The sequence below is a fragment of the Stenotrophomonas sp. YJH_SMC_110 genome, from assembly GCF_059369255.1.
This window is the reverse complement of the sequence record NZ_JCAFSM010000003.1, coordinates 120,492-136,642: the sequence shown is the minus strand read 5'-3', so window position 1 is coordinate 136,642 and position 16,151 is coordinate 120,492. Positions and strand designations below refer to the sequence as shown.

Genomic DNA, 16,151 nt, shown 5'->3' with positions numbered 1-16,151 from the left:
CCAAGGCGAGGATCCTGTCCTGCCTCATCTGCTCGGCCCAGAGAATCCACGCTTGGTCTACGGTCAAAATCCCTGTCACCTGGCATGCCGGACACGTGAGCTCTACCCCTCCTTCCACCTCGGCAAGGCCATATCCTCGGGACATACGTGACTCGTCGCCGCATGAACCGCACTTGGCGTGCAGAGTTTCGACTTGCTCGATCGTTCCGTTGACGCGCAGCAGCGGGCGGATCCGAAGGACCCGGAAAGCTGTTAGGGGTGTCATGTGTCGTGCCTGTAGGGGGCTAGACACGGGGGCGAAGGATTTCGCGCCTGAGAGGAGCCAGATGGGTCAACCATACAGCATGAATCGTTAAGAACTTCGTGCTGGACAAATTCTCTACGACGGATGCTTGGCCGGCAAGCAGCTCAACCCGGAGCGGATCAACTGCGCCACGCCAGTGGCCATCCCGAACGATTCAGACATGTGCCTGCGGCTTAGCAGGATCTGCGACCGCCTGCTGGCCGCGTTCCTGCAAAAACGCCCAGCCGTCGTGAAGGATCTTGGGCCGCTGTAAAGCAGTGTCCCCGCTCGCGCGGGGACATATCGAGCTCAAGTACGAACTACTGGCAGACGTACTCTTCGGAGCTTTCGTAGAACCTGTCGTAGAAGTCGTCGGGCATGTGACCGGAGCCGAAGTAGACGAGTTCTCTGCGGTAGAGGTGGCTTACGCCATAGATCCCAGGCGAGCTACAGGTCGCCGGCATTGGGCCTTGGTAGGTCTGACCGCCGAAGGTGTGGTGGTTCTCTTCGCAGGAGTAGCCGCCACCAACGCCCTGGGGATCCGGTCTGCATGTGCCGCCGGAGCCCTTCATCTCCTGAAAACCGGTGTATGGGTCGGTCGGGCACGAGCCGAACCCTTCCGAACCCCAGTCGCCGTACAGGTAGACGCCGCTCGGCCCATCCACGCCGCCCTGGCAGAAGTTGGTATAGGCCACTGGGTAAGGCTGGATAGTTTCCGAATCCACCCAGAGTACTCGGCCTGTCGGCACCCATTGGCCGGCGAAGGCGCTCGGGGCAAAGCCCGCTGACAACAGAGCAAGTGACATGCCCAGCATCAGGCGGCGAGGGGTTGAGCGGGCGGTTCTGCAATCGCTTTGCATTGAGTTCACTTCCATCTCTCCATGAGTAGGGTAGTGCTGCACTGCCCGCGCAAGGTCGCAGCCCCTCATCAGGGGGGCAATCAGAAAACCGGCCATTTCCGTGTAGGTAAAGCCCGACGAAGGCGAGGGCTGTGACACGCGTTCGAATGTGACCGGTTCAGACATGTACCCGCCGCTTCGCAGGATCTGCGACGGCCAGCCGTATCCTTCCGGCCATGTATTCCTCCCACGCCTACCAAGGCTTCCGCACCGCCCCAATTCCCTCTGGCTGGGTCCAGACCGGCGAGCGCTGGGCGCTCTGGTACAACGGCCGCGAGACGGCCAGCGTCACGCCCGACGGCGGTCCCGGGGTCCGGCTATGGATGGAAGGCCAGAAGATGTGGCAGGTGAAGGAAGTGCGCGCGGCCAACGTCCGGCAGGCGAAGCGGTACGCCGAGCGCTGGTGTGCGGCCAGGCTCTATCCCGATCTGCCCCTGCGCCAGGCAGTCGCCCGGGTGACCGACAGCACCCCGACCCAGCCGCCGCTGCCACTGCCCGGCCTGCCGCCGACCCGCGAGCAGCAGCAACAGGCCCGGCGCCTGGCCGAGGCTGGGGCGAAGGAAATCGAGCGGATCAAGGCGGCGCTTGAACCGCGCGAGCCGCCGGCAGAGACGAAACCCCGCGCGAGGGACGTCCGCACCAAGGCGTGGGTGAGGGCAGGGCTGCAGCAGATGCGGCGGGGCATTTGAGCGAAAATGGACCCACGCCGGTCCCATCTGTCTCGTAAGCCATTGATTAAACGAACAGTGGAAGCCCCCTCCTAAGGGGAAGGTCGCCCGTTCGAATCGGGCCGGGGTCACCAGAGTCAATGGCTTGCGATAGCGGCTATATCGCCATGGGCCATATCAGGCCATCAGAAGGCACCACTTGGTCACGGTGGTCACAATGGCGAATCAATAGGTTAGCTTCGCCACCGCGCCATCATCGCCCTCAGGGGTGAGGTGTGCGTAGTACTTCTCTGTAGTGGCGTAATCAGCATGACCGGCCAGGAGCTGCACGCACCGCAATGGCACGCCAGCCATAACCATATGGGCGCAGAACGTGTGCCTCAGGCGGTGAAGACTCCCGCCAACGCCTGCCGCGGTCGCATCATCCTTGGACCAGTCGCTCACGGTGTCCTTGTGAACGCTTACCAGCGGATCGAGAAGGGTGGCTAGAGGTGCAGCGGCATGGGCGTTCAACGGCACCTCTCGCCAATTCCCTGACTTCGTGCGTCCGTCGCCGTCCTCGTCCGGATCGCTCTCGACCAGCAGGCGACCAGCAACCACGTTCTCGTGCCTCAGGTGCATCAGATCGCCGCGCCGGATTCCGGTGTGTGCCATGAACCGCCATAGGTTGGCCCGGGAGGCATTGGCCGCGTAGAGCTGCTGCATGGCATCAGCTGTATAGAACCGGACGGCAATGCTTCGCACCCCTCTTGGTGCCTGGATCCCCCCAAACGGGTTCGCATCCATTCCTTCCACTGCACGCCACGGCGGAGCGCGGCCTGCAGCCTGCGAACTTCCTTCCCCACAGTCTCCAAGCAAGCAAGCCAGGTCCACGCCTTCCACCTCGGGCAGAGCGTGCAACCTACCCGGAAGAGACCGAAGTCGATCAGTCTTGAGATTCTTCGCGTTCTTACTGAGAAGCTCGCGTGAACTGATGCTTCCGACGAAAGCGTCTTCGCAGAAATCCGCTCCCAGCCCCATAAACCCATATATCACCATCGTCCGCAGCTGCAACTCCTTAAGTTCCACGTTGCAATAGGCCAAAGCAACTGCTTTCTGACGATGCCAAGAAAGATGGTCGCAGACACCGCTACTACGGCGACGACAACCGAAGCGTGCAAATGAGATCGCAAGAAACTACTCGGATATGGCAGCCGAAGCCATTGGAGAACATGCTGCTAGTCCTGGACGCTGAAGTGGTTGCCGGCTTGTGGAAATCTCGCCGACTGCGCCGGCCGGGCGGTTGCTCGGTGCGTGTCGTCGGCGGGCAGCGGTGTTCGTGCTTTCTCTGCCGAGCGCTGCCGCATCTCGCAGAACGCGGGCCATCCGGGCGGCGCCGCAGCACAGGTGATCTCAGTACCTGGCATTGGCTGTGGTTATCGCGATCGCGATGGAATTGCCGACCTTTTTTCTTACCAAGCGATTGGGATAGCATCGACTTGGCTTTCGAGGGAAAGAAGCCTCGATCGCCGATCGGTCTAACATGGAGATGGACAATGCTTTTGAAATACGCTCTTGCTGGGATGCTTGGATTTGTTGGCTTAGGCGCTCTTGTCGCAGACGTGAATGCTGCCGCTGTCCGATGCGACACCTGTCGAATTGATGGTGACTATCGCGCTGAGGCCGTTCGTCAAGGGCCCGGGACTCACCTGATTTTTAATGTTACTGACAACCAGATTCAGCAGTACTACGTTGGTACAAGCTCCGGTGGCGGCGGTGGTGGCATTGAGCCGAGAGCCGCAGGACCTCTGGTTGTGCGGGAGAATCCACCGGCGGGTGCCGTTGAAGAGGTGAACCGAGCTCATCGCGTACAAGTCGTTGGTGGTGGCACACTTCGTCCCACGTTCATCGTGCCAATCGCGACGCTCGGCCTCAATCCGAGCGCAAGTGCTATGACGGCTTACGAGTACGTATCGGACTACAACCTCCGTGCAATGGTCGAAACTGCGACGGGTAGCACGGATGTCATTTCCAAGGTGGTCGGAACCGACGTTTTCACGGCAATGGCCGACCTACTGCAGCACGTTACGAACTACACAGGCCTGCGCGATCAAGCGAGGATCATAATGAAGGTCGTGTTTAAGGACGGTTCCTCGGTTGTTGTCGTCGTCAACCTCGAGCATCAGAATGGACAGTCCGAAGTCGGTAGTGAGCGTACCGCCGCAGGGCAGTTGATTCCGACCGATATTCAGCAGGTGAATGGTACCTGGACTGACTACGGCGGAGAGAATCTTGCAAGGATGGTCACCCATCTTCAAGGTCTCGGTGCAACGATGTCGGCATCTGGCCCGTCGTCGACGGGTAGTGTCAAGGCAATTACCTGTAGTGGCGCCGGGGTCGCTAAGGTTTGCAACGTCGAATATATGATCCGCTGATGGCGTGTTGGGCGACTTGCTATAGGCAAATGGGGCCGCTTTAGCGGCCCCATTTTGTTTGAACTCTCAATTGGCTTCTTATTTCTTGCGGCGACTGAGCGCAAGGACTATCGCAATAATCGCTACTGGGATCAGGATAACCGCCAGTAGGATGATCCAATGCCAGATGCTGAAACCACCCATGCTTTATATCCCTGTGAAGTGACGCTTGGATGGTAGCATCTCGAAGTCGATGCCTCTAAAGCGTGATTCGTATCGAATGACACAGATCAACCTCGCTGCCGCACGCTAGGATGCAGCACGACCGTGGTGCTTGAGCGGCGCCGTGCGAAGGAGTTGAGTCGAGCACGCCCATCGAGTCCACGCCAGCGGCTGCGAGTCGCTCGACCATCCCAGCGAAGGCGTGCAGGTCGATGCCCTATTCGGTCACCGGCGTAAGAGGCAAGGCGCTGAGGCCGTGGATCATGCCGGATCCCGAGGGCAGAAGGAAAAGAGGGGTTGTCAGGTGTGGCGGCGGTGGACGATCGGCATTGCTTATTACCCTGGGACAAAATTCAAGCGCTGCCGTGCAACGTGATTCGGCCACCGGGATCGCGCACCATGGCGGCCATCCTTCCTTGCGGGCACGCCATGAGTGAGTACCTTCGCCCCGTGCAGCCTCCGCACTTCGCCGCCATCGGCGCGTGGCTGGATTCGGCCAGCGCAACCCGGCGCTGGGCCGGTCCCGGCGTGGCGTATCCGCTCGTGCCGGACGCATTCGCGCAGGCACTGCAACTGCAGCAGCGCCCGGGTTGGGTGCTGTTGGATGCGCATGGCCACTGCCTTGGTTTCGGCCAGTACTGGCCAACGACCTCCGGCACGCTGCACCTGGGCCGCATCATCGTTTCGCCGCGGGCACGCGGGCGTGGACTGGGACGTGTACTGATGCAGGCGCTGATGGCGCAGGCGTTGCAGTCGGCCGGGGCGGAGCGGCTGACCCTGCGTGTCTATCGTGACAACGTCGCGGCGGTGACCCTGTATCGCGACCTGGGCTTTCAGCCGATGGAAGACGCTTCGACACCGGAACTGCTGTTCATGCAGCACCGTGCCGGCTGAGTGGTGATCACGCGCGCAGCGCGGAAGCCTGTTGCGCCTGCCATTGATCGCGGTTGATGCGGCTGATGTGTTCGGTGCGGTAGTCGCCGAGGAAGCTGTTGAACTTGTTCACTTCGGTATGGTGATGCTGGAAACCGCATTTGCTCTGTACGCTCAGGGACTGCAGGTTGTCGGCGAAGTAGCCGCACCACAGTGCGTCCAGGCGCAGGCCGAGGAAGGCGTGCCGCATCACTTCGCGCACTGCTTCGGGCACCAGGCCGCGCCCCCAGTACGGTACGCCGATCCAGTAGGCGATCTCGCCTTCGCGTTCGCCGATCTCGAAGTTGCTGTCGGCACCGATCAGGATGCCGACACAGCCGATGGCGCGGCCATCTTCGCGGCTCTGCAGCGCATAGACCTCCGGCCGGTTGAACACGGTGCGGATGATCTCGGTACTTTCCTCGACGCTGGTGTGGGCTGGCCATCCGGCGATGGGCCCGACGCGCAGGTCGCGGGCGTATTCGTACAGGTCGGCGGCGTCGGTGTCGCGCCAGGGGCGCAGGATCAAGCGTTCGGTATGCAGCGGCATGGCCGTTCCAGGGGCAGGGAGAGAGCGCACAGGCTAGGCCGCGTCGGGCGGAGGGCACAGGGCGGGACCTTGATGGTTTCGGTACTTTTCACAACTCCCCGGCGTTGCCCGGTATGCTGTGCCGCGGAATGCAGCCGGATCGGCCAATGGACCGCATACCCCAGCTTCTGGATCAGGACGAATCGATGCGCCTGGAGGTCAGTACGCTGGCCGAGGGGCAGGGGGTTCCGCTGTCGTTCGGGCACGCGTATCTGGCGGTACTGGTGTGCGTGTCCGGGCGTGCGCGCTTCGCACTGAACTTCCGTGAGGTGGCGGTGCAGCGGCACGACGTGCTGGTGCTGGCCGAGGACACGCTGGCGCTGCTGCGGAAGCGATCGCGTGGCTTCCTGGCGGTGGTCTGCCTGATGCCGAAGGCGCTGGCGTCGGAGGTGGCCTACGTACTGCCCAACGCGCTGTTCAAGTTCCTGCATGAGCATCCCCATTGCGTGCCGTCGCCGCTGGAGGTGCCGCTCCTGCAGGGCTGGCTGCAGCAGCTGATGGACGCGCAACATACTGGGGGCCGCTATCGGCACGTGATGCTGCGCAATCTACTGCAGACCTTTTTCCTGAAATTCGCCACGCTGTTGCCGGCACAGAAGGGGGCCGCAGCGTCGGTCAGCCGGCGCGAGCGCCTGGCCTGGAATTTCTGGGAACTGGTCGGCCAGCGCAGTACCCGCCAGCGCGACGTGCAGTCTTATGCCGATGCGTTGTGCATCACGCCGTTCTATCTTTCACAGCTGACCCGCGAGTGCTTCGGTGAAACACCCAAGGCGTTGATCGACCGCCAGGTGGTGCTGGAGATCAAGGCGCTGCTGAGCTACAGCGAGCTGCCGATCGGGCGCATCGCCGAGCGATTGTGCTTCGAGGATGCGTCCTACCTGTGCCGCTACTTCCGGCGGCACACCGGGCAGTCGCTGACCGGCTACCGCCGTGCGGGGCAGGGCGGCCCTAGTGGGATACGAACAGCGGTGCCGGCACTTCGGACAGCAGATCCTCGGTAACCCCGCCGAGCATGCGTTCGACCACGCAGTCGCGGCGGTAGGGCCCCGGCACCCGTAGATCGGCTTCGCCAGGCCTGGCGAAAGGTCAATCCTGCTTCAACAGCTCGACCAGCTGGCGCAGGCGATAGGGCTTGGGCAGGAACTCCACCTGCTCTGGCAGCGGCGGCAGCTGCGAGCGCGCATAGCCGGAGGACAGGATCATGCGTGCCTGCGGCTGTTCGCGGGCGACGTGCTCGCTGAGTTCGATGCCGGACATGCCGTTGGGCATGCTGACATCGCTGAACACCACGTCAAAACGCGCCTCGCCCTTGAGCAGCTCCGCCGCCTCGTGGCCATCGGCGGTGGTGGCGACCTCGATGCCGAAATCGCGCAGGGCCAGGCCGATCATCTCGCGCAGATCGTTCTGGTCCTCCACCATCAGTACGCGGATGGGTTCATCGGTCATGGGTTGCTTCCTCTGATGCGGGTAACAGCAGGCTTACCGTCGTGCCGACACCGGGCGTGGTGGACACATCGACGAAGCCGCCGCTCTGGGTAGTGAATCCGAACACCTGGCTCAGGCCCAGTCCGCTGCCCTTGCCGATGTCCTTGGTGGTGAAGAAGGGCTCGCTGGCGCGCTCGGCGATGTCGGCCGCCATGCCATGGCCTTCGTCACAGACGCTGAGGGTGACATAGCCGCGTTGCAGCGTAGTGTCCGCATCCGGGTCGAGCCGATGTTCCAGCGCGGTGCCGATCAGGATGCGCCCGCCATCGATGGTGGCCTCCACGGCATTTGCCACCAGGTTGGCCAGGGCAGCCTGCAGCTGCATCGCGTCGGTGCACACCTGCGGCAGGCCCGGCGTGAGGCAGGCGTCCAGCGTCACCGTGGGTGGGCAGGCGCGCTGCAGGCCCGGCAGCCATTGCTGTACCAGCGTGTTGATGTCCAGCGGTTCGCGGATCAGGGTCTGGCCCGTGCTGAAGGCCAGCAGCTGGCGGGTCAGCAGGGCGCCGCGGTCGGTGGCCGCCTGCGCAGCGTCCAGCAGCTCAGCGGCGCGTGCATCGTCACCGCGGACGCGTAGCGACAGCAGGTCCAGTGCGTTGCCGATGGTGGTCAGCAGGTTGTTGAACTCGTGCGACAGGCCGCGGCTGAGCCGGCCGACCGTCTCGAACTGCTGGGTGTTGCGCAGCGCACGCTGGGCATCGCGCAGCAGCCGCTGCGCCTGCCATTGCTCGGTGATGTCGCGGGTGATCTTGACGAAGCCAAGCAGTTCGCCCGCTTCAACGACCGGCTCGATGACCACGCTGGCGCGGAACGAGGAGCCGTCGCGGCGTACCCGCCAGCCCTCGCTGGCAACATGGCCCTGCTGCGCCGCGAGGCGGAGCAGGCGCTGCGGTTCGCCGGCCTCGCGCTCGGTGGCCAGGTAGAAGCGACCGAAGTGCGTACCCACCACTTCATCGGCTGAATAGCCCTTGATACGCTCGGCGCCCGGGTTCCAGCTGCAGACGATGCCTTCAGGATCAAGCAGGTACAGCGCATGGTCGCGCACGCTGTCGATCAGCAATCGCAGTTGTCGGGAAGGGTCCGTCAGCACGGACGTCGTAGAGGCAGCTGCGTCCACGTGTAGATAAGTGTTACCCCTGTGAGGGACGTGAAGCTAGGCATTCAAGTGTGAAGGATGCGTGCACACCTGACACGTGCCATTTGTCCTGTGCGGCTGAATGCGACACGGAGTACCATCTTCCACCCTTTGCCTTCTGGAACCGACCTGCATGCGTCCTGGTGCGACTACGCGTGACCGCTGGATCTGGATGACCTCTGCCGTATTGCTGGCGGCGACCATCGCGCTGGAACTGGTGGTGCCGCTGGGATACGCGGTCTGGCTGGCCTATTTCCTGGCCGTGGGCGTCACGGTGTTCCAGCGCAGTGCGCGCGCGCCGTTCGTGGTCGCGATGATCGCCTGTGTCCTGCTGGTGATCGGCTTCAACGTGGCGCCCGCCAGCAACAACTCGTCGTTCTCGTTCGTCAACCGCACCATCGGTGGCTGCGCCTTCCTGATGATCGCGCTGATCGTCTCGCGCGCCATCCAGGCCCGCCGCCAGGCCATGCGCGCGCTCTGGCTGCAGGAGGCCGAGAACGCGGTTGCGTCGAGCCTGCGCGGTGACCTGGGGCCGGAGCAGATCGCCGAGGCGGCTGCGACGAGCCTGGCCGGGCAGCTGGACGCGGAGGTCGGTGCGGTCTATCGGCTGGAAGGCGGACGGCTGCAGCTGACCGGTGGCATGGCGCTGCCTTCGGGCGCGCCGGCCTCGCTGGCCCTGCACGAAGGGCTGGCCGGGCAGGTCGCTCGTGATGAACGGATCCGCCACCTGCATGGCGACGATGCCGCCGTGCTTGAACTGCAGACCAGCCTGGGCCGGCTGCCGGTGCGCGAGCGCATCCTGGCGCCGCTCAGCAGCGACGGTGCCGTGGTCGGCATCATCGAACTGGGCCGCGCCCGGGTCGGTGAACAGCGTGATCTGGATCGCGAGCTGCTGGAGCGCTGTGCCGAGACCATCGGCATGGCGCTGCGCGCATCGCTGTTGCGTGCGCAACTGGTGGTGCTGCTGGAAGAGTCGCAGCGCCAGGGCGAGGAGCTGCAGGCCCAGCAGGAAGAGCTGCGCGTGGCCAACGAGGAACTGGAAGAGCAGAGCCGCAGCCTGCTGCAGTCGCAGAGCCACCTGGAAGAACAGCAGGCCGAGCTGGAACAGAGCAACGTGCAGCTGGAAGAGCGCACCCACGAGCTGGAGGCGCAGAAGCAGGCGCTGCTGGTCGCGCAGAGCCAGCTGGTGCGCAACAGCAACGAACTGGCCGCGACATCGCGCTACAAGTCCGAGTTCCTGGCCAACATGTCGCACGAACTGCGCACGCCGCTGAACAGCTCGCTGATCCTGGCCAAGCTGCTGGCCGACAACAAGGACGGCACGCTCACCGAGGAACAGGTGAAGTACGCCCGTGCGATCCTCTCGTCCAACAACGATCTGTTGGCACTGATCAACGACATCCTCGACCTGTCGCGCATCGAGGCCGGCCATGTCGAACTGTCCGATGAAGTGGTGGTGGTCGACAGCGCGCTGCAGCGCCTGCGCGAGACCTTCGAGCCGATGGCGCGGCAGAAGGGCCTGGCCCTGCAGATCGAAGCCGATGCGCTGGCACCGAGCCAGCTGGTGGTCGACAGCCAGCGGCTGCAGCAGATCCTGAAGAACCTGCTGGCCAACGCGGTGAAGTTCACCGAGCACGGAAAGGTCAGCCTGCACGTGCGTGCGGCCGGCAACGGCCGCATCCGGTTCGAGGTGTGCGACACCGGCATCGGCATCGCCCGCGAGCAGCTGGACGTCATCTTTGAAGCCTTCCGCCAGGCCGACGGCAGCACCCGCCGTCGCTACGGCGGTACCGGCCTGGGCCTGTCGATCTCGCGCGATCTGGCCGAGCGCATGGGCGGCCAGATCCAGGTCGACAGCGAGCCCGGGCGCGGGAGCTGCTTCATCCTGGAGCTGCCATTGCAAGGCGCCCCCGCGGCGAGCGCAGCCGAGGCTGCCGAGGCCCCCGTGGCAGTGCCGGCGCCGGCACGGACACCGGCCGTGCTGCCGCCCGCGCCGGTGCGCGCTGCCACTGCGGCGGCACCGGCCATTGCGTCGGCCGGCGTGGCCGACGACCGCGGCCGCCGCCAGCGCGCCGGGCGCCTGATCCTGGCGGTCGAGGACGATGCCACGTTCGCCGAAGCACTGGTGGCCCTGGCCCATGAACTGGACTTCGACTGCGTGGTGGCGGGTACGGCGGAAGAAGCGCTGACACTTGCCAGTGAGCTGCGTCCGAACGGCATCCTGCTTGATATCGGCCTGCCGGACGTGTCGGGCCTGAGCGTGCTGGAGCGCCTGAAGCGCAACCCCGAAACCCGCCACATCCCGGTGCATGTGGTCTCGGCAACGGACCGCAGCCAGGTGGCGCGCGAGCTGGGCGCGATCGGCTTCGCGATCAAGCCGACCACGCGCGAGCGGCTGGTGACGGCCATCGAGCAGCTGGAACAGACCAGCCAGCGCGACGTGCGGCGCCTGCTGATCGTCGAGGACGACAGCGAGCTGCGCAGCAACCTGGAACTGCTGCTGGGCCGCGACCAGCTGCAGATCGTCGCGGTGGGCACCCTGGCCGGCGCACTGGAACAGCTCAGCACGGTCACGTTCGACTGCATGGTGATGGACCTGTCGCTGCCCGACGGCAGCGGCTACGACCTGCTTGAACACATGGCCGGGAACGATGAGGTCGGTTTCCCGCCGGTGATCGTCTATACCGGCCGCGCGCTCAGCCGCGAGGAAGAGCAGCGCCTGCGCCGATATTCCAAGAGCATCATCATCAAGGGTGCGCGTTCGCCGGAACGCCTGCTGGATGAAGTGACCCTGTTCCTGCACAGCGTCGAGGCCAGCCTGCCGACCGACCAGCAGCGCCTGCTGCGCGAAGCGCGCCGGCGCGACACCGTGCTCGATGGCCGTACCGTGCTGCTGGCCGAAGACGATGTCCGTAACATCTTCGCGCTGTCCAGCGTGCTCGAACCGCTCGGCGTCACGCTGGAGATCGCGCGCAATGGCCAGGAAGCGGTGGATCGCCTGGCCGAGCGCGAGGTCGATCTGGTGCTGATGGACATCATGATGCCGGAGAAGGATGGGCTGGCCGCGATGCGCGAGATCCGCGCGCAGCGCCACCTGCAGGACCTGCCGATCATCGCGCTGACCGCCAAGGCCATGCCGGACGACCGTGAGCGATGCCTGCAGGCCGGTGCCAACGATTACATCGCCAAGCCCATCGATGTCGACAAGCTGGTCTCGCTGTGCCGTGTCTGGTGCTCGCGGCAATGAACGAGCAGGCGCTGTTCGACCTGGAACTGAAGGTGCTGCTGGAAGCGCTGTACCAGCGCTACCACTACGACTTCCGCAGCTACGCGGTATCGTCGCTGCGGCGGCGCATCCGCCAGGCCATGCAGCGCTACGAGTGCGAGCGGCTGGCCGACCTGCAGCACCGCCTGCTGCACGAGCCGGACCTGTTCGCGCAGGCGATGCAGTTCTTCACCGTGCAGGTGTCGGAGATGTTCCGTGACCCAGCCTATTTCCGTGAGCTGCGCGAGCAGGTGGTGCCGGTGCTGCGCACCTATCCCTCGGTGAAGCTGTGGGTGGCTGGCTGCAGTACGGGCGAGGAAGTGTGGTCACTGGCGATCCTGCTGCACGAGGAAGACCTGCTCGAGCGCAGCATCGTTTACGCCACCGACATCAATCCGGCAGCGCTGGCCACCGCCGAAGCCGGCGCCTATGGCATCGACCGCATGGCCCAGTTCAGCCGCAACTACCTGGCGGCCGGCGGCACCGCTTCGCTCTCCGACTACTACGCCACGGCCTACGATGGCGCGGTGTTCAACCGCCAGCTGCGCCGCAACGTGGTGTTCGCCGACCACAGCCTGGCCACCGACACCGTGTTCTCCGAAGTGCACCTGGTGTCGTGCCGCAACGTGCTGATCTATTTCAACCGCGACCTGCAGGATCGCGCGGTGGGCCTGTTCCGTGATGCGCTGGTGCATCGCGGCTTCCTTGGCCTGGGCAGCAAGGAGTCGCTGCAGTTCGGGCGCCACCAGGGTGTGTTCGAGGTCTGCTCGCGCGAGCATCGCCTGTACCGGAAAGTCGCCTGATGAGCCTGCCGATACGACCGGCCGTGCTGGTGATCGGGGCCTCTGCGGGTGGGGTCGCAGCGCTGCAGACGGTGCTTGGCGCGCTGCCTGCGGCACTGCCGGCGCCGGTGCTGGCAGTGCTGCACCTGCCACGCGATCGCAGCAGCCGCATCGCCGAAGTGCTGGCGCCGTACTGCGCGCTGCCGGTGCGCGAGGCCGAAGACAAGCAGCCGCTGCAGCCTGGCACGGTGACCTTTGCGCCACCGGACTATCACCTGCTGGTGGAAGACGCCGGTTCGCTGGCGCTGTCGGTGGACGCCCCGGTGCTGTTTTCTCGCCCGGCCATCGATCCGCTGTTCGAGTCGGCGGCCGCGGTGTTCGGCGCGCAGGTGCTGGCCTTGCTGCTGACCGGTGCCAGCAGTGATGGCAGCGAAGGCGTGGCCGCCGTGCGCGCCGCTGGTGGCCGCGCCTGGCTGCAATGTCCCGAGGAGGCCGAGGCATCGATGATGCCGGCCTCCGCCCTGCAGCACGCTGGCGCCGATGCCGTGCTGCCCCTTGAACTGATGTGCCGTCGCCTGAAGGAGTTGTTTGCATGAACCTGTTGCCACCGGACCCTGCGCAGTCGCAGACCCCGGTCAACCTGCTGATCGTCGATGACGTGCCGCAGAACCTGGTAGCCATGCAGGCGCTGCTGCAGCGCGAGGGCGTGAACCTGCTGCTTGCGGGCTCGGGTGCGCAGGCGCTGGAGCTGCTGCTGGAGCACGAGGTGGCGCTGGCATTGCTGGATGTGCACATGCCGGAGATCGATGGCTTCACCCTGGCCGAGCTGATGCGCGGTTCGCACCGCAGCCGCGATGTGCCGATCATCTTCCTGACCGCCTCGCCGGATGACCCGGTGCGTGCCTTCAAGGGCTACGAAACCGGTGCGGTCGATTTCCTGCACAAGCCGGTCGCACCGCAGGTGATCCTGAGCAAGGTCAACGTCTTCATCGAGCTCTACCAGCAGCGCCAGCTGCTGAAGGCGCGCAACGAGGCGCTGGAACGTTCGCTCAAGCTCAACGAGACGATGGCGGCCGTGCTCACCCATGACCTGCGCACGCCGCTGTCGGCGATCCTGCTGTGTGCCGACAAGCTGGCGCTGGAGCTTCCAGAGGACAATGCCGGTGCGCAGCAGACCCTGAAGCACCTGGAAGCCAGCACCCTGCGCATGGCGCGGATGGTCGAGCAGCTGCTGGACTTTTCGCGGATCCGCAGCGGCGGCCTGCGCCTGCAGGCAAGTGCCTGCGATCTTGCGGAAGTGACGCGTGCCGTGGTGGCCGAAGCGGGCAGCGCCCACGGCCACGCACGGGTGCATCTCGACATGCAGGGCGATACCCGCCTGCAGGGTGATCTGGATCGGCTTGGCCAGGTCGCCGCGAACCTGGTCGGCAACGCGCTTACCCATGGCAGCGAGGCGAGGGTGGAGGTGGACGGCCGCGATCCGCGCAGCGTGCTGCTGCGGGTAAGCAACGCCGGGCGGATCGACGACGCGCTGCTGCCGCGATTGTTCGAGCCGTTCAAGGCCAGTTTCCACCCCAGCAATGGCCTGGGGCTGGGCCTGTACATCGTTGATCAGTTCGTCCGCGCGCACGGCGGCCACATCGGCGCGCGCAACGAGGCGGGGCAGGTGGTGTTCGAGGCGACGCTGCCACGGCGCTCTGAAAGCCCGGCAACGGCGGCCAGCTGAATCCTTCAGCAAGCGACGCGTGGATCTGAGACGGGCTCGTCCGCAACTGCTACCGTGGCGGCAGATATTGCCAAGGAAGCACCATGCCACTGCGTGCGATCGCCTATGTCAGCCGGGCGCTGCCGGATCTCTCCGCTCGACGGCTGCAGGCGCTGGTCGACGATGCGGCCCGCTTCAACAAGATGGCCGGCGTGACCGGCGTGCTGCTGCACGACGGCGGGCGTTTCCTGCAGTACATCGAAGGGCCGCCGGATGGCATCGGTTCGGTCTACGAACGCATCCTGCAGGCCGGCAGCCATATCGACATCATTGAACTGGCGCGCGGCCGCCTGGGCCAGCGCCAGTTTCCGTACTGGTCGATGCGCGCGCTGCCGGTGGAGGAGGCGCTGTTGCGCCAGCTGTCATCCAGTGACTGGTCGGGCTTTACCCGTACGCTGCAGGGTGATCGCTCCGCGCCGACGCCGGTGGACCTGCTCGACAGCGTTGTGCAGCCAGCACTGCACGCCGGCTGAGCGTCAGCCCGAGGCGCCGCCGCCGCAATAGGCGGCATGCAGCGCCTGCAGCACGCCCAATGCGGGCCCTTCCTGCATGCGGTAGTGGATGGCCTGTGCTTCGCGCCGGGTCGCCACGATGTCCATATCGCGCAGCACAGCCAGGTGCTGCGACAGCGCGGACGCACTCAATCCGGTCAGCGCCTGCAGCTCCGGTACCGGCGCTTCGCCTTCGACCAGGCGGCACAGCACGCGCAAGCGGGCAGGATGGGCCAGGCGCTTGAGCAGGGCAGCGGCCTGCGCGGCGTGCTTGGCCATCGCGGCACTGTCGAGCGGGGTGCTGGGCATGGTTGACCTTTTTGTTTAGACGTGTCTAATTTAGATAAATCTAAATAAAAGGGCAATCCCATGAAGGGCGTGAATGAGGGCGGGGCATGAACCTGCCGTGGACTGCGGTAGCCGGCGGTGGGTTGATCGGCGCCGCCGCAGTGCTGTTGCTCGCCACCCTCGGGCGTGTGGCCGGTATCAGCGGGATCGCCGCAGGCAGCCTGCGCGCAGCGGAAGGCGAGCGCGGATGGCGCTGGGCCTTCCTGTCTGGCCTGCTCGCGGCGGCCGGGCTGGTGCTGTGGTGGCAGTCGCTGCCCGAAGCGTTGCCGCGGGTACAGTTGCGCGATGCCTTGCCTGCCTGGCAGTTGATCGGCGCCGGCCTGCTGGTGGGCTTCGGCACCCGCTTGGGCAGTGGCTGTACCAGTGGTCACGGCGTCTGTGGCATGGCTCGCGGCTCGAAGCGCTCGCTGCTGGCGGTGCTCGTGTTCATGGCCTGCGCGATGCTGACGACGTTCCTCATCCGCCACGGCGGAGGCCTGGCATGAGCCGCGCGACAGGGGCCGCGGCAGCGGCGGGTGCGCTGTTCGGTGCGGGGCTGGCGCTTTCGGGGATGACCGACGCGCGCCGTGTGCGCGGCTTCCTCGACATTGCGGGTGATTTCGATCCCACCCTGGTGTGGGTGCTGGGCTCGGCGCTGCTGGTCAGTGCGGTCGGCCAGCGCTGGGTGCTGCGCCGCGCGCAGCCGTGGTTCGCGCTGCGCTTCCAGCTGCCCAGAGCGCGTGATGTCGATGCGCGCCTGCTGCTGGGTGCCGCACTGTTCGGTATCGGCTGGGGATGGGCTGGCTATTGCCCGGGACCGGCCATCGCCGGGCTGGCAGTCGCATCGCGTGAAGCGCTGTGGTTCGTGCCTGCAATGCTTGCAGGTTTCTGGCTGCACGATCGGGTCGTACGCTGAGGCTTCACCCCTGTGTCACCCT

At 65.2% G+C, this 16,151-nt stretch carries 18 protein-coding genes and 1 tRNA gene; 13 read left to right on the top strand and 6 right to left on the bottom strand.

Features of this window, described 5'->3' with window-relative positions:
• Nucleotides 1-392: 392 nt before the first annotated feature.
• Nucleotides 393-557, top strand: a complete 165-nt coding sequence (locus AC5P6H_RS07680) for a hypothetical protein (protein WP_495202453.1) — start codon at nt 393-395, stop codon at nt 555-557.
• Nucleotides 558-603: 46 nt separating this feature from the next.
• On the opposite strand, the gene AC5P6H_RS07675 is transcribed toward AC5P6H_RS07680, so the two are convergent.
• The gene (locus tag AC5P6H_RS07675; RefSeq protein ID WP_495202452.1) at nt 604-1,308 is read right to left on the bottom strand and encodes a hypothetical protein; all 705 of its coding nucleotides are present in this window, start codon (nt 1,306-1,308) and stop codon (nt 604-606) included.
• Nucleotides 1,309-1,358: 50 nt separating this feature from the next.
• On the opposite strand from AC5P6H_RS07675, the gene AC5P6H_RS07670 reads away from it, so the two are divergent.
• Nucleotides 1,359-1,871 (top strand): hypothetical protein, encoded by a 513-nt coding sequence (locus AC5P6H_RS07670; RefSeq protein ID WP_495202451.1) that lies wholly within the window; start codon nt 1,359-1,361, stop codon nt 1,869-1,871.
• A 19-nt stretch (nt 1,872-1,890) separates the two neighbouring features.
• Nucleotides 1,891-1,984, top strand: a tRNA-Ser gene (locus AC5P6H_RS07665).
• A 91-nt stretch (nt 1,985-2,075) separates the two neighbouring features.
• Here the strand turns inward: AC5P6H_RS07665 and AC5P6H_RS07660 are convergent.
• Nucleotides 2,076-2,555: a tyrosine-type recombinase/integrase gene (locus AC5P6H_RS07660; protein ID WP_495202450.1), complete on the bottom strand. Its 480-nt coding sequence runs from the start codon at nt 2,553-2,555 to the stop codon at nt 2,076-2,078.
• An 830-nt stretch (nt 2,556-3,385) separates the two neighbouring features.
• Between AC5P6H_RS07660 and AC5P6H_RS07655 the strand changes: the two genes are divergently transcribed.
• Both AC5P6H_RS07655 and AC5P6H_RS07650 read left to right on the top strand, forming a co-directional pair.
• The gene (locus AC5P6H_RS07655) at nt 3,386-4,264 is read left to right on the top strand and encodes a hypothetical protein (protein WP_495202449.1); all 879 of its coding nucleotides are present in this window, start codon (nt 3,386-3,388) and stop codon (nt 4,262-4,264) included.
• Between the two features lie 630 nt (nt 4,265-4,894).
• On the top strand, nt 4,895-5,359 hold the full coding sequence (locus AC5P6H_RS07650; protein WP_197561178.1) for a GNAT family N-acetyltransferase: 465 nt from the start codon (nt 4,895-4,897) through the stop codon (nt 5,357-5,359).
• A 7-nt stretch (nt 5,360-5,366) separates the two neighbouring features.
• Here AC5P6H_RS07650 and AC5P6H_RS07645 read toward each other — a convergent pair whose 3' ends face one another.
• The gene (locus tag AC5P6H_RS07645) at nt 5,367-5,927 is read right to left on the bottom strand and encodes a GNAT family N-acetyltransferase (RefSeq protein WP_495202448.1); all 561 of its coding nucleotides are present in this window, start codon (nt 5,925-5,927) and stop codon (nt 5,367-5,369) included.
• Nucleotides 5,928-6,073: 146 nt separating this feature from the next.
• On the opposite strand from AC5P6H_RS07645, the gene AC5P6H_RS07640 reads away from it, so the two are divergent.
• Entirely contained in the window at nt 6,074-6,967 is an 894-nt protein-coding gene (locus AC5P6H_RS07640; RefSeq protein ID WP_197605195.1) for a helix-turn-helix domain-containing protein, read from the top strand.
• 85 nt (nt 6,968-7,052) lie between these two features.
• Here AC5P6H_RS07640 and AC5P6H_RS07635 read toward each other — a convergent pair whose 3' ends face one another.
• Nucleotides 7,053-7,412, bottom strand: coding sequence for a response regulator (locus AC5P6H_RS07635; protein ID WP_014646927.1), 360 nt, complete (start codon nt 7,410-7,412; stop codon nt 7,053-7,055).
• Complete coding sequence (locus tag AC5P6H_RS07630) at nt 7,402-8,565, bottom strand: two-component system sensor histidine kinase NtrB (RefSeq protein WP_401730139.1); 1,164 nt, start codon at nt 8,563-8,565, stop codon at nt 7,402-7,404. Before AC5P6H_RS07630 ends, AC5P6H_RS07635 begins: the two co-directional genes overlap by 11 nt.
• Before the next feature lie 151 nt (nt 8,566-8,716).
• On the opposite strand from AC5P6H_RS07630, the gene AC5P6H_RS07625 reads away from it, so the two are divergent.
• From AC5P6H_RS07625 to AC5P6H_RS07605, 5 genes are all read left to right on the top strand, one after another.
• Nucleotides 8,717-11,830 carry a response regulator gene (locus AC5P6H_RS07625; protein ID WP_227864033.1) on the top strand — a complete coding sequence of 1,038 codons (3,114 nt, stop codon included), beginning with the start codon at nt 8,717-8,719 and terminating at the stop codon, nt 11,828-11,830.
• Nucleotides 11,827-12,651 carry a CheR family methyltransferase gene (locus AC5P6H_RS07620; RefSeq protein ID WP_049440811.1) on the top strand — a complete coding sequence of 275 codons (825 nt, stop codon included), beginning with the start codon at nt 11,827-11,829 and terminating at the stop codon, nt 12,649-12,651. The genes AC5P6H_RS07625 and AC5P6H_RS07620 overlap by 4 nt, the downstream gene beginning before the upstream one ends.
• The gene (locus AC5P6H_RS07615) at nt 12,651-13,226 is read left to right on the top strand and encodes a chemotaxis protein CheB (RefSeq protein ID WP_046430340.1); all 576 of its coding nucleotides are present in this window, start codon (nt 12,651-12,653) and stop codon (nt 13,224-13,226) included. The genes AC5P6H_RS07620 and AC5P6H_RS07615 overlap by 1 nt, the downstream gene beginning before the upstream one ends.
• Nucleotides 13,223-14,356: a hybrid sensor histidine kinase/response regulator gene (locus AC5P6H_RS07610; RefSeq protein ID WP_032957670.1), complete on the top strand. Its 1,134-nt coding sequence runs from the start codon at nt 13,223-13,225 to the stop codon at nt 14,354-14,356. Before AC5P6H_RS07615 ends, AC5P6H_RS07610 begins: the two co-directional genes overlap by 4 nt.
• Nucleotides 14,357-14,439: 83 nt before the next feature.
• Nucleotides 14,440-14,868, top strand: coding sequence for a BLUF domain-containing protein (locus tag AC5P6H_RS07605; RefSeq protein WP_075076807.1), 429 nt, complete (start codon nt 14,440-14,442; stop codon nt 14,866-14,868).
• A gap of 3 nt (nt 14,869-14,871) precedes the next feature.
• Here the strand turns inward: AC5P6H_RS07605 and AC5P6H_RS07600 are convergent, their stop codons facing one another.
• A complete protein-coding gene (locus AC5P6H_RS07600; RefSeq protein WP_049406519.1) occupies nt 14,872-15,195 on the bottom strand; it encodes an ArsR/SmtB family transcription factor in 324 nt (107 codons plus the stop codon).
• Nucleotides 15,196-15,281: 86 nt separating this feature from the next.
• Here AC5P6H_RS07600 and AC5P6H_RS07595 point away from each other — a divergent pair, with 86 nt between their 5' ends.
• Together AC5P6H_RS07595 and AC5P6H_RS07590 are read left to right on the top strand one after the other, a co-directional pair.
• A complete protein-coding gene (locus tag AC5P6H_RS07595) occupies nt 15,282-15,719 on the top strand; it encodes a YeeE/YedE family protein (RefSeq protein WP_049440812.1) in 438 nt (145 codons plus the stop codon).
• Nucleotides 15,716-16,129, top strand: a complete 414-nt coding sequence (locus AC5P6H_RS07590; protein ID WP_495202447.1) for a DUF6691 family protein — start codon at nt 15,716-15,718, stop codon at nt 16,127-16,129. Before AC5P6H_RS07595 ends, AC5P6H_RS07590 begins: the two co-directional genes overlap by 4 nt.
• The last annotated feature ends 22 nt before the right edge of the window (nt 16,130-16,151 follow it).